This window comes from Varibaculum cambriense (assembly GCF_022133705.1).
Classification (GTDB): domain Bacteria; phylum Actinomycetota; class Actinomycetes; order Actinomycetales; family Actinomycetaceae; genus Varibaculum; species Varibaculum cambriense_A.
In genome coordinates this window covers 91,056-103,613 of the sequence record NZ_JAKNHJ010000004.1, presented here as the reverse complement: position 1 = coordinate 103,613, position 12,558 = coordinate 91,056, and the positions used below count along the sequence as shown (strand labels likewise).

The following is a 12,558-nucleotide window of genomic DNA, read 5'->3' as shown; positions in this document are numbered from 1 at the left end:
ACCTAGATTAGCTGTGCTTGCATCCGGCTAGAGGCAATATCTCACTGAGACAAACAAGTATGTTTCCGATGTTTCGGTTAGAGATTGCAACCGGTCTCTCGCATCTTTTACCGTGCCCAGAGTGGCGTTAGCGGTGGTGGCGATGTTTCCAGCGCTTGCGAATGCGCTTGCCCAGGGAATCGCCTAGGTCGCGTTGGTTGAGCGCGCGGGTTTGCTGCCGGTAAAGCTTGAAGATCAGGTCGCGTCCTCGCACATAACCCAAGACTTCTTGGGAGCGTCCCACTACCGGCAGGTTCGAAAGTGAGGACTGCGCCAGCTCCTTGAGGATTTGACTAGGGAGTTCACTGGGAGAACAAAACGCTGATACCAGGCGGATTTCAGACAGGGGCACCTCCTCGCCACGTTTTTCGATTTCTTCGCGCAGCAATAGGGCACTTATCGAGCCTTGAAATACTCCTTGCGCATCTACCACTGCCAGCGAGACTTCTCCGGAGGTTTCTAGGGTTTTTTCGGCCTGCCTCAAAGTAATATCAGTGTTTAAAACTTGCGGTGGCTGATGCATTAAATCCGCCGCCGTACTGGTTCCCAGTAAAGTAGCCGAAACCGGGTCTGACAGCCGGTCACCGCGACGGTGCAGTTTTTGGGTATAAATAGTCGAGCGGGTCATAAATAGCGAAATCCCGGTGGCAATCCCTACCGCCAGCATCATCGGGAGAATCAGGGAATACTGCCTGGTCATCTCGATAATGATGAAGACTGCGGTTAAGGGTGCGCGGGAGGCAGCCGCGAAAGCCGCGCCCATACCGATTACTCCATAAATGGCAGTAGAAGAAGCCGACCAAGGTTGGACTAGCTGTCCCACCGCCATACCCGCACAGGCGCCTACAAATAAGGTGGGACCGAAGACTCCGCCCGCTCCCCCCATAGAAATAGTGAAAGCGGCACTCAAAGCGCGCCCAAAAAGTAACGCTAGAATCATCCAAACCGGAAAATCACCCGAGAGTACCCGCAACTGTACGCTTTCCCCAGTGCCATAGAGCAAGGGAAAAAAGTAGAGGAATACTCCCAGAACCAATGAACCAGCGACCGGGCGAAACCAAGCCTTCCAGTGATAAACCAGGTCAATCCCATCCCAAACCAGGTAGAGAAGTTTAGAAAACCCGATCCCCGCCAACGTCGCTGCCAAAGCCGCCAACGCCACAAGCAGATAATCGCTATGGGAAAACACGTCCAAAGATTGGCTGAGGGGCACACTGGCCTGGTCAGGAAGAAACTGTTGCGAGATGAGGGAAGCCGAAACGGAGGCAAACACAATGAAAACAAAGTCTTCCGCGCTTAAGGCTCCCAGCACCAGTTCTACCGCGAAACAGGCACCTGCCAGGGGAGCATTAAAGGTAGCGGCAATCCCGGCAGCAGCTCCGCAAGCACACAGGAACATCAGCCGTTGTTTAATTAATCCCAGGCGGGTTCCTACCCAAGAAGAAATCGCGGCACCAATCATCACAATCGGGCCTTCTCTGCCCGCATTTCCCCCTCCTCCCAAGGTCAGAGAAGTGGCAAAAAGTTTCACTAGGGCGGTGCGCCCAGGAATTCTCCCGCCTTTGCGGCGGACAGCGAACATCACTTCCGGGACGGCGTGTCCGCGACTGCCGGGGGTGAAATATTCCACTACCGGTCCATATAGCAGGGCGGACAGCACGGGAACTGCAATGATAAACGCCGGTGATAAACCGAGGAATCCGTGGGCTGCCCCTGCGTGAGCGGGGTAATCGGTATAACCGGTTGTCAGGTAACTCCAACCGGATATCAAGTAGTAAAAACCTACCGCCACTAGGCCTACTATTGCTCCGATGGTGATCGCCAAAGCAGTGAGTCCCGCGCGAGAGTTCAAGAAAGAATTGGCACGTCCGGAAGGTTTTTTACCCATGGTTTCAGTTTGGCGCGCCGGGCGGGCTCACGCAAGTAAGTAGTAGATAAATCCATCCCCGCCCTCATTAATACAAAATGTGGCTAAACTGGCTGGGTGGCAAAAATACTCGATCGGATAAATAACCCGGCAGATTTGCAGAAGCTTTCTAGCCTAGAGCTGGCAGACCTGGCCGGGGAGATTCGGTCATTCCTGGTAGAGAACGTGGCAAAAACCGGGGGGCATATGGGGCCTAACCTGGGGGTAGTAGAGCTAACGATTGCACTCCACCGCATGTTTTCTTCCCCCACCGACACCATTATTTTCGATACCGGGCATCAAGCCTATGTTCATAAGATCCTTACCGGACGCAAAAATTTTGCCCAGCTGCGCACGGCGCAAGGGCTGTCGGGATATCCTTCGCGGGCGGAATCGGTACATGATGTGGTGGAAAACTCCCATGCCTCTACCGCGTTGTCTTGGGCGCAGGGGGTAGCGGAAGCTAAAGCACTTAAAGGAGATCGTTCCTATACGGTGGCAGTCATTGGAGATGGTGCCATGACCGGGGGAATGACTTGGGAAGCTTTGAACAATATCTCTGAACGTCCCGATCTTCGCTTGATTATCATAGTTAATGACAACGGTCGTTCCTATGAGCCCACTATCGGGGGACTGGCGCACCATCTGGATGCGCTACGTACTTCTCCCGCCTATGAGAAGGCATTACGTTGGGGAAAACAGCATCTTAAGTCTCGCGGTAAACCCGGAGAACTCACCTATGACGCCCTGCATGGGATTAAACGCGGAATGGCCGATATGGTTTCTTCTGAACAAGTAATGTTTTCCGACCTGGGAATTAAATATACCGGCCCCGTTGACGGTCACGACATTGTGGCCACCGAATTCCAACTTGCCCGGGCGAAAGAGTTTTCCGGACCGATCATTGTGCACGTTATCACGGAGAAAGGTAGGGGATATTCTCCGGCAGAAGAAAATGATGCGGATCATTTCCATACTGTCGGCCCGATTCATCCCGAAACTGGCTTGCCGGTAAAGAAGGAACGCTTCGGGTGGACATCGGTATTTGCGGAAGAAATTGTGCAGCTTGCTAAACGTAACCCCAAGATTGTAGGGATATCGGCAGCTATGATGGAGCCGGTAGGTTTAAAACCGCTGCGATCTCAGTTCCCCCAGCGGGTATTTGATGTGGGGATCGCGGAGCAGCACGCGATGACGATGGCCGCCGGTCTTTCCTTTGCCGGGTGTCACCCGGTTATTGCCCTTTACGCTACCTTCTTAAACCGGGCTTTCGATCAGCTGTTAATGGATGCTTCCCTGCATAAACAAGGTATTACCGTGGTTTTGGATCGTGCGGGTATTACCGGAGCTGATGGGGCTAGTCATAACGGGATGTGGGATCTGGCGATCGCCGCCATGATTCCCGGAATTAGAGTAGCCGCGCCTCGGGACGCCAGCACCTTGCGCAAACTATTGGGGCAGGCAGTTTCGATTGAGGACGGACCTACAATCGTGCGTTATCCCAAAGGTAGTGTGCCTCCTGATATTAAGGCAGAAGCAACCGAAAACGGTCTCGATATATTATTCCGGGTTTCGAGTACCGGTAAGAAAATTTTGGTGGTGGCAGTAGGATCCATGGCGGATGCGGCGATCTCCCTGTCAAAAGAACTTGCCGCGCGCGAGCATACGGTCAAGTGTGTAGATCCCGGTTGGGTAATCCCAGCTTCTCCGGCGCTGTTAGCCCAGGTGGAGGCCGCCGATTTAGTGGTGACTGTCGAGGACGGGGAAGTAACCAATGGGGTAGGAGCTTTGCTGCGTACCACTTGTGCGGGAAATAATTGTTTCACCCCGATTAAATCTTTTGGTATTCCTCGGGCGTTCTTGCCCACGGATTCGCGCGATAACTTGCTGGAAAGTTCGCATATGACGCCCTCGACGATGCTAAAGGAATTAGCAGACCTGCTTGACTAGGCGTTGGCACTGTTGAGCATGGCTTTTTACCAAGATAGGGCAAAGTAGTATCCGTCGTGCACTTTTGTTGCAAAGGATTGGTTTTGATAATTCTGACCAAAGGGAACAGCTTAGGCTGAGAAAAGAGAAGAAAACCAAAGGGAGACCATGAGCGGCGAAGAATATCGAGTAGATCTGCTGGTGGAGGCAGCTCGCATGTACTACGAGAATTCTCTCACCCACGCCGAGATTGGAAAAAAGCTTGGCTTTAGTCGCTGGACAGCCTCCCGTTTAATTCAAGAAGCCCGTGACCGCGGAATTGTGCGGATAACTATTGAGCCCCCGCAGGCCGAACATTATCAGCTTGAGCAGGCACTAAAAGAGTACTTTGATCTGGATAAAGTGATAGTGGTTCCGCAAGAAACCGGAGAAAACGCTACATTTCGCGCAGTGGCTCGAGCCGCAGCCCGGCATTTGCAGTCGCTACGTCCGCAGCCGCGAACCTTGGCTGTTTCTTGGGGGAAGACGATTGCCCGGGTGGCCAGGGAGCTTCCGGATCAATGGTCTCGGGGCACTACCGTGATCCAAACCAATGGTGGGCCGAGCTACACGCAAGACAATTTTGTATCCGAATCGATCCGTACCATCGCAGAAAAAGCCGGAGGTTTTGGGCGGATTCTACCTGCGCCAGCACTGGTAGGAGATAGCCGAATTGCCTCTGCTCTGCGCAGTGACTTTTCTATCAAGGCGACCCTGGAGGCGGCAGCAAACGCTGACGTGATCTGTTTTTCACCGGGAAAACTAGAAGCAGATTCAGTTCTGGTGCGTTCTGGTTATGTTTCTGAACAGGGACTACAAAAACTTATTTCCCGCGGAGTAGTAGGGGACCTGCTGTGCCGCTTTGTAAATGCAGAAGGTCTGCCGGCGGATCTAGAGCTAGATAAATGCACAATTGGTATTAGCCTGAAATCCCTGAAAGAAGCCCGCATGAAAGTGGCAGTCGCCTCCGGTAGTGGGAAAACCGCCACCACCATGGCTACCTTAAGAGGCGGATATGTAGACACCCTAATAGTGGATTCCGGTCTGGCGCACTCGCTATTAGAATCGGCTGAAATACCCACTGAAAACTGATGTAGGAACACCTTATTGACAACACCCTTAGGAGAAACAAAATGGCAAAGATTGTAATGCTGGGATCGGGAATCATGGCAACCGCTCTTTCCTTTCCTGCCAGCGAAAACGGTAATGAGGTGCGTCTGGTGGGTACCCATTTGGATCGGGATATTATCGACTCGATAAAAACCAAGGGTATCCATCCCGACTTGGGACTAAAGGTTAACGAAGGGGTTAAAGCATACCAGTTGGAGGACGCGGAAGAAGCCTTCGCGGACGCAGACGTGGTTATGTGTGGGGTTAATAGCTTCGGGATCGAATGGGCTGGCGAGCAGCTAACCGGATTGCTCAAACCCGGACAACACGTATTGTGTATTACCAAAGGGATGCGCGCCGACGAGGACGGCACCATGCATATTTTGCCGGAGGTACTCCAGAAAGCAGTAGGGCCAGAGCTCGCCTCGCAAGTTTCCTGGTCAGCCATTGTAGGCCCTTCTATTGCTGGTGAACTCGCGGTTCATCACGACACCTGCGTGGTCTTTTGCGGAGAAGATCAAGAGGTACTCAACAAGCTTTCTAAACTGTTCCGCACTGACTATTACCATGTGTGGACGTCCACCGATTTTATCGGGCATGAAACCGGGGCAGCTACCAAGAACATTTACGCGTTTGCTGCCGGATTCGGCGACGGCTTGCTGGACAAGGAAGGAAAAACCGATGCCAAATATGTGCGCTTCAACTATGGAGCGGCCGTATTTGCGCAGGGACAAAAAGAGCTACGCCAATTCGTGCAGCTACTCGGGGGAGAGGCGGTAACCGCTGATGGCTTGGGCGGGGTAGGCGATATGTTCGTAACCTCTATGGGCGGTCGCAACGTTAAAGCCGGCCGTTATGTGGGCTCGGGAGTACCGTTCTCGGAAGTGCGCGATTCCCTCATGAAAGGGGTAACCCTCGAGGGAGTCGCCGCGATTCAAGTAATCGGGGCGGCGCTCAAGCCACTGACTGAGCGAGGAGTGATCAAAGAAGAAGACTTCCCTCTGTGTCGCTACCTGTACTCGGTAGTAGCTGAGGATGCGCCCCTCGAAATGCCCTGGTCACTCTTCTTTGGAGGAGAGCGCTAAGGGAAAGTGCTAAACAAGTTTTCGGGCTGGTGAAGCAGGCTTTAGGTCGTTCTTCACCAGCCAGAACTGCGTTGGAAAAGTTTAGCCAGCTCCATAGGTGAGCCGATTCTTGGTACCTAGGGCGAGAACGCGAAATAGTGAGGATAGACAACCTTTTAGAAGCAGCTTCGGGGCGCTCTTTACGCTTAGAATAGAAGGAAGTCGACTAAGCAATAAAAGATAAGGATCTAGAGTTGAGCAATTTTAATCAGCATGGTGGCGGACGCGAACCTCAATGGCGTAAGCGACGTTCACAAGCGGGCGGCGGGCAAGGTTCCGGTAATCAACGCAACTACTCAGATTCTTCAGGCGAGCGGCAAGGCAATCGTGACGGATACCGGCGGCGCGGAAGCTCCGAGGGAGGATACCGCGAGGGTGGCTACCGCAAAGACAATCGTCGGGGTGGCAAGTGGCAGGATCGGCGCGGGGGTAATTCCCGCAATGATCGTAATGATCGTCGCGGCTCCTATCGAGGGGAGGGCGGCTCCTACCGGAGTGACCGGGAAGATAATCGAGGAGGACGCCGCAACTATAGTGATGACCGTGGGGAATCTCGCGGAGGCGGAGAGCGTTCAGGGCGCGCTTCCTATCGCGGGGGTGAGCGAAATGAGGCAGGATCACGCCGCGGGTTCAACCGGAGTGGCAAGCGCTTTGATCGTGATAACCGTCGGGATAACCGTCAAGATAATCGGCGGGATGAACGCCGGGAACGGGAAGCGCAAGCGCCTCGCTCCGGAAAGCATTCTTTCGGGGTTCGGGATTCCCGTTACCGCGCCAAAGAATGGCGCCACGATAATGAACCCCAGATTCCGGCGGCAGTAAAAGCTTCTGACCTGGATAGAGAATCTCGGGCAGCCTTATCTTCGCTAGATCCGGACAATGCCGAAAAAGTAGCGCGTCATCTGGTGATGGCGGGATCCCTGCTAGATGTAGATGCCGAAGAAGCCTATCTGCATGCTAAGGCGGCAGTTAGCCGGGCAGGTCGCATCGGAACGGTACGGGAAGCCTGCGCGCTGGCAGCTTACGCCAGTGGCAAGTACAGTGAAGCGCTACGGGAAGTACGGGCTGCGCGCCGCTTGGATGGGACTGACAGTTTGCGGGCGATTGAAGCGGACTGTGAACGCGGACTCGGCAAACCCGAAAAAGCTCTAGAAATTATTTCCGAAACTGATACTTCGTCCTATAGTCTTTCCGACCTGGTGGAACTAGTTATCGTGCAAGCGGGAGCGCGCCACGATTTAGGGGAGTCTGACGCGGCCCTCCTAGTGTTAAATCAGTTCTTAGAACAGCAACAACTGGAAGAACCCGTACTTTTGGCAAGGATTCTTTCCTATAAGGCCGACCTCTTGCGCGAACTTGGAAGAGAGGAAGAAGCCGACAAAGTTGCCGAGCAAACCCCAGAGGTTCCCGACACGGTAGCCATTGTTGATCTGGAAGAAGTGCTCGAAGCCGACAACCCCTATGTGCCCTCTGATCTGCACGGAAGTCGTAAACCTTTAGTGGAGACTGCCGATGTGCTTCTCATCGATTTAGATGGGGTTTGCTACGCCGGTACCCGTGATATTCCTAATGCGGCTGCCGGTTTAGCGGCAGCCCGGGAAGCAGGTATTAAGTTCCAGTTCGTAACCAATAATGCCTCCCGTAACCCGCAGCAGGTGGCGGAAAAGCTTAAGGGGCATCAGATAGCTGCGGCTGCGGAAGAAGTAATGACGGCGGCGATGGATGCGGTAGAAATCCTCACCCAAAAAATCGAACCCGCCTCCAAAGTGCTGGTGGTGGGGACGCAGGCGCTGCGTGATACTGTCGCTCAAGCCGGGTTTGAGGTAGTTAGCAAAGCCAGCGAACAACCGGCGGCGGTAATCCAGGGTTATGGAGCAGAGGTAGGCTGGGCTGAGCTTTCCGAGGCAGCCTATGCGATCAATGCTGGCGCCCTGTTTATGGCCACTAACCTGGATGCTACTTTGCCCACTGAAAAGGGCTTTGCCTTGGGAAATGGTTCCTTGGTGGCAGCGGTAGAACATGCCACAGGACAAAAACCGTTCGCCGGAGGAAAACCTTTTGCGGGGATTTATCGGAAAGCAGCAGCCCATGCAGGCGCCAGTAAACCCCTAGTGGTAGGGGATCGTCTCGATACCGATATTGCGGGAGCGGTTGCTGCCGATATGCTCAGTTTCCATGTGCTCACCGGGGTCTCCGATGCCAAAGCCGTGGCATTGGCTTATCCTGATCGGCGCCCTTCCTATCTGGGGCTAGATCTTACAGATCTAACCCGTGTGCATCCCGGCCCGGTGCATCAACCTACTGGAGCTTGGACTAGCGGGGAATCTGCCGCTTTTATGGTGGCCGAAGATGGACGGGTGATGCGCGAAGATGAACCGGTAGATAACGGGGCAGTGCTCAGCCTGGAAGATTATCGGGCATTAGTTGCCGCTGTGTGGGATGTGCGTGATCAGGGAGTATTTGTTCATCTACCGGATATTGAGGTAGTACGCGAGGTCGAAACCTCGGAGTCTAATGTGCCCGCAGGCGACGGATCTGCGGAAGAGAACCAATCCTCGGTAGCGGAAGTACCTGCACGTTCCGCCGAGGTGGACACAGAGAATTTGGATTCTGCGCCCTCAGAAGTTGTAGCCGATTCGCCGGAAGAGGCAGCGGAAGAACCTGCGGAGAAGGCAAAGGAAGGGGACGCAACCGCGAGCGAACCGGAACCGGCTGCGAAGGAAGCCGCGAAAGTAGCTGAGGTGGCTGAGGTAGCTAGCGGTAATGAGGAAGCGGACGGGGAAGATCTGCAGCTAGAGCTGCTGCTGCCTGGCGAGGTTGACAGTGAACAAGAACAGTAACCTGTCTGACGCTCCCGAGGACCTGGAACTGGCAGCCCGCAAATCCGATATCGACCAACTATTAGCCAGTTGGCCGACTGAAGTAGGCAGTATCTATCCGCAGGTTACTTTAAGCGACCTTCAGACGGCAGCTACCAAATTATCTGCCGCCTTGGATTCTCTAAATGCCCAGATAGAAAGAAAATAATCATGGGTAGGCTGCGTCGGCTAGATCGCGAACTAGTACGTCGTCATTTAGCGACTTCCCGTGCGCACGCGGCTCGGTTGATTACCGCTGGCAGGGTCAGTGTCGATGGGCGAGTCATGCCGAAGCCTGCTTCTCAGATTGATCCTGCCCAAGCGGTGGTGGTAGCTGACAGCCCGGATGAGGAATATGCTTCTCGCGGCGGTTACAAACTGGCGGGCGCCCTCGATATTTTGGGTCAAGACGCCCCGGTTATAAAAGGTAAACGCTGCCTAGATGCCGGGGCTTCTACCGGTGGTTTCACCGATGTCTTATTGCGGCGGGGAGCGAAAAGCGTAATCGCTGTAGATGTGGGATATGGCCAGCTGCGCTGGAGTCTGCAACAAGACCCGCGGGTGGAAGTTCATGATCGTACCAATATCCGTTACCTGGATCCGCAAAAGATTGGGGAACCTGCCCAGTTAATAGTAGGAGATTTGTCTTTTATCTCCCTGAAACTAGTGATACCTGCCCTGGTTAGGGCTTCTACTGAAGATGCTGAATACCTTTTGATGGTAAAACCGCAATTTGAAATCGGCCGCGAAGATTTGGGGGATGGAGGGGTAGTTCGTGATCCCGAAGATCATTTCCACACAGTGCTGGCAGTGATCGCGGCGGCTCAGGAAAACGGGTTAGGATTAAAACAGGTGGCGGCTTCGCCGTTACCCGGGCCGGCCGGAAATGTAGAGTACTTTGTATACCTAGGGCGGGGCGCGATGATGCCCGGTGAGGACGAAATCCGGCAGCTGGTGCGCTGCGCGATTGAAAATGGTCCTGCTGGGCAAGAAAAAACGAAATAGTACACCACGAAAAGGGGAGAAGCATATGGGTGAGCGGCACGTGATGGTAATCCGGCACCTTTCGCGCCCTGATCTGGAAAAAACCGCCGATAATATTGCCCAAGAGCTGCGTAGCCATGGGATAACCCCGGTAGATGAGACCTATTCCGGCGCCGTTGAGATTGTAATTGCCCTGGGCGGAGACGGCACCTTACTAGGAGCGGCTCGCTACGCGCGTGCTCAAGCAGTTCCCCTAATCGGAATCAATCTGGGGCACACCGGGTTTTTAACCGAGGTAGAGCCCGATAGAATCTCCGAAGTTATTGATCATATCGTGGCCGGCTCCTACACGGTGCAATCGCGTATGACGGTAGACGTTACCGTCACTTTGCCAGATGGCAAGGCAATAAACGATTGGGCACTTAACGAGGCAGCGATTTTATCTACTGATCGCGCCCACCCTTCCCACCTGGGGTTGGGGATTGATAAACGTGGCATTACCACCTATGGTGCCGATGGTTTGATTGTGGCTACTCCCTCCGGTTCCACTGCCTATAGTTTTTCCGCTGGCGGCCCCATTGTATGGCCAGATGTAGAGGCAGTAGTGGTTTCGCCTCTGGGCGCACACGGCCTATTTACTCGTCCGCTGGTAGTATCCCCCGACTCCACTATGGAAATCTCGGTACTGCCTGATCAGCGTACCCCCATGCAGCTGTGGCTAGATGGCTTGCGTTGCCATGAAGTACCCCCGGCATCCTCTATGCGGGCAACTAAAGGCAAAGCGCCAGTAATGCTAGCCCAGATTCTAGATACGCCTTTCTCTGGGCGCCTGGTACATAAGTTCCAATTGCCGGTTAAAGGCTGGCGTTCGCTGGGATAGATGATGATTGACCAGCTTACTATCAAAAATTTGGGGGTCATCCCGCAAGCGGAACTGAGTTTTTCACCCGGTTTTACGGCGCTTACGGGGGAGACCGGGGCAGGCAAAACCATGGTGTTGTCTTCTATCGGTTTGCTGCTCGGTAAAAAAGCCGACTCTGCCTTGGTACGTTATGGAGAAAAAGAACTGGCGGTCGAGGGCATTTTTGTCACCGACAGTTCCTCGCAGGCAGCGGCGCTCCTTACCGAGGCGGGCGGATTAGTTGAGGACGGAGAGATCATACTAGCCCGCATGGTTCCTGCTCGAGGGCGTTCGCGCTGTCACGGTGGTGGCCGCACCATTCCCAGTGGAGTATTATCCCAGATCGGAAGGGAACTGGTGACGATACATGGGCAAACTGAGCAGCTTAGATTACGCAGCGGGGCACGACAGTTAGCGCTATTGGATTCTTTTGGGGGATCGGCGCATCAAGAATTGGTGACAGAATTTCGCGCCACCTATACATCTTGGCGGGATTTGCAAACCCAGTTAGAAGATTGGGAAAACCAACGTCAAGCACGGGAGATAGAGGTTTCTCGGCTAAAAGAAGGGGTAGAACTGCAGGAAAAACTGCAACCAGAGCCGGGAGAAGAAGACGATCTGCTCCGCAAGATTGAGCGACTGGGTAATGTAGAAGACCTTAGAGAAGCGGCTCAAGCGGCCTATAACTATCTCGGGGGAGATGGTTCCGACTCTGCCGGGGCCGCCTCCCTGGTGAGCGCGGCCATTCAAGCGCTGGAAAAGGGTGCCCAAAGCGATGAAGAACTTTCCGAATTGGTGCGTGGCCTCCGGGATGCCTCCTCAATCATTTTGGATATATCGGCCGAGGCTGGAGCCTACCTTTCAAATCTCGAGGCGGATCCTGCGCTGTTAGATCAGGCACAAAGTCGCCTTTCGCAGTTACGTCACGCCTATCGCACCTGGGCAAAAGATTTAGATAGCTGGTTAACCTGGGCAGATACTGCCAGAGACAGAATTATTCAACTGTCCGGGCCGCAAAACCAGGGCAGGGTGCTGGAAGAACAACTGGAAAAAGCCGCATCGCAGCTACAAACGCTGGGAAAGAAAGTATCTCGCGCGCGCCTCGCCCTCGCAAAAACTTTGAAAAAGGAGGTAGCAGGAGAACTCGCTGCCCTCCAGATGCCGGACGCCGGATTCGATATCGAACTGAAATCGCTTGCTGAACCCAACTCTCATGGCTTCGACCAGGTGACTTTTGGTCTGCGGGCGGGCGTTAACGCGGAGATTCGTCCCTTGGGTCAAGGAGCTTCCGGGGGTGAACTCTCGCGGATTATGTTGGCTTTGGAAGTTACCCTGGCCGCTAAGTCTCTAGCTAAAGGGACTCCTACTTTTATTTTTGATGAAGTTGATGCCGGAATCGGAGGGGCAACTGCGCTCGCGGTGGGCGAGCGCCTGGCTAGACTAGCAAAACACGCGCAAGTGATAGTGGTAACGCATCTTCCCCAAGTAGCGGCTTGGGCAGATAAACAACTGGTGGTGTCGAAAAATAACGATATTGCCCAGGTCAGAGAAGTTGCAGGTAGCAAGCGAGAACGTGAGATTGCTCGAATGCTGGCCGGCAAAGCGGACTCGAAATCTGCCCTTGACCACGCTCGGGAACTGATTAACGCCTGTAGCGTGGGGTAATGT

Annotated in this window: 9 protein-coding genes; 8 read left to right on the top strand and 1 reads right to left on the bottom strand. The window is 54.0% G+C overall.

Translation table 11 applies throughout. The features are described from left to right. Positions 1-127: 127 nt before the first annotated feature. Positions 128-1,927 (bottom strand): chloride channel protein, encoded by a 1,800-nt coding sequence (locus tag L0M99_RS02935; RefSeq protein ID WP_238127686.1) that lies wholly within the window; start codon positions 1,925-1,927, stop codon positions 128-130. A 96-nt stretch (positions 1,928-2,023) separates the two neighbouring features. Between L0M99_RS02935 and dxs the strand changes: the two genes are divergently transcribed. The 8 genes from dxs (at position 2,024) to recN (ending at position 12,555) form a co-directional block, all read left to right on the top strand. Continuing rightward, positions 2,024-3,895 (top strand): 1-deoxy-D-xylulose-5-phosphate synthase, encoded by a 1,872-nt coding sequence (dxs, locus tag L0M99_RS02930; protein WP_024059108.1) that lies wholly within the window; start codon positions 2,024-2,026, stop codon positions 3,893-3,895. Between the two features lie 147 nt (positions 3,896-4,042). Further along, positions 4,043-5,005 carry a sugar-binding transcriptional regulator gene (locus L0M99_RS02925; protein WP_238127685.1) on the top strand — a complete coding sequence of 321 codons (963 nt, stop codon included), beginning with the start codon at positions 4,043-4,045 and terminating at the stop codon, positions 5,003-5,005. A gap of 41 nt (positions 5,006-5,046) precedes the next feature. Beyond that, entirely contained in the window at positions 5,047-6,108 is a 1,062-nt protein-coding gene (locus tag L0M99_RS02920; protein ID WP_238127684.1) for an NAD(P)H-dependent glycerol-3-phosphate dehydrogenase, read from the top strand. A 233-nt stretch (positions 6,109-6,341) separates the two neighbouring features. Further along, positions 6,342-8,987, top strand: coding sequence for an HAD-IIA family hydrolase (locus tag L0M99_RS02915; RefSeq protein ID WP_238127683.1), 2,646 nt, complete (start codon positions 6,342-6,344; stop codon positions 8,985-8,987). Continuing rightward, the gene (locus L0M99_RS02910) at positions 8,971-9,174 is read left to right on the top strand and encodes a hypothetical protein (protein WP_238127682.1); all 204 of its coding nucleotides are present in this window, start codon (positions 8,971-8,973) and stop codon (positions 9,172-9,174) included. The genes L0M99_RS02915 and L0M99_RS02910 overlap by 17 nt, the downstream gene beginning before the upstream one ends. A gap of 2 nt (positions 9,175-9,176) precedes the next feature. Further along, positions 9,177-10,010, top strand: coding sequence for a TlyA family RNA methyltransferase (locus L0M99_RS02905; protein WP_238127681.1), 834 nt, complete (start codon positions 9,177-9,179; stop codon positions 10,008-10,010). Between the two features lie 25 nt (positions 10,011-10,035). Continuing rightward, positions 10,036-10,869, top strand: coding sequence for an NAD kinase (locus tag L0M99_RS02900; protein ID WP_238127680.1), 834 nt, complete (start codon positions 10,036-10,038; stop codon positions 10,867-10,869). Then, positions 10,870-12,555, top strand: coding sequence for a DNA repair protein RecN (gene recN, locus L0M99_RS02895; RefSeq protein WP_238127679.1), 1,686 nt, complete (start codon positions 10,870-10,872; stop codon positions 12,553-12,555). It abuts the gene before it with no gap. Positions 12,556-12,558: the final 3 nt, after the last annotated feature.

Bases quoted from the DNA above. Each gene is read 5' to 3' on its own strand.
- L0M99_RS02925 (WP_238127685.1), top strand. From the start codon at position 4,043: ATGAGCGGCGAAGAATATCGAGTAGATCTGCTGGTGGAGGCAGCTCGC.
- recN (WP_238127679.1), top strand. From the start codon at position 10,870: ATGATGATTGACCAGCTTACTATCAAAAATTTGGGGGTCATCCCGCAA.
- L0M99_RS02905 (WP_238127681.1), top strand. From the start codon at position 9,177: ATGGGTAGGCTGCGTCGGCTAGATCGCGAACTAGTACGTCGTCATTTA.
- L0M99_RS02900 (WP_238127680.1), top strand. From the start codon at position 10,036: ATGGGTGAGCGGCACGTGATGGTAATCCGGCACCTTTCGCGCCCTGAT.
- L0M99_RS02920 (WP_238127684.1), top strand. From the start codon at position 5,047: ATGGCAAAGATTGTAATGCTGGGATCGGGAATCATGGCAACCGCTCTT.
- L0M99_RS02935 (WP_238127686.1), bottom strand. From the start codon at position 1,927: ATGGGTAAAAAACCTTCCGGACGTGCCAATTCTTTCTTGAACTCTCGC.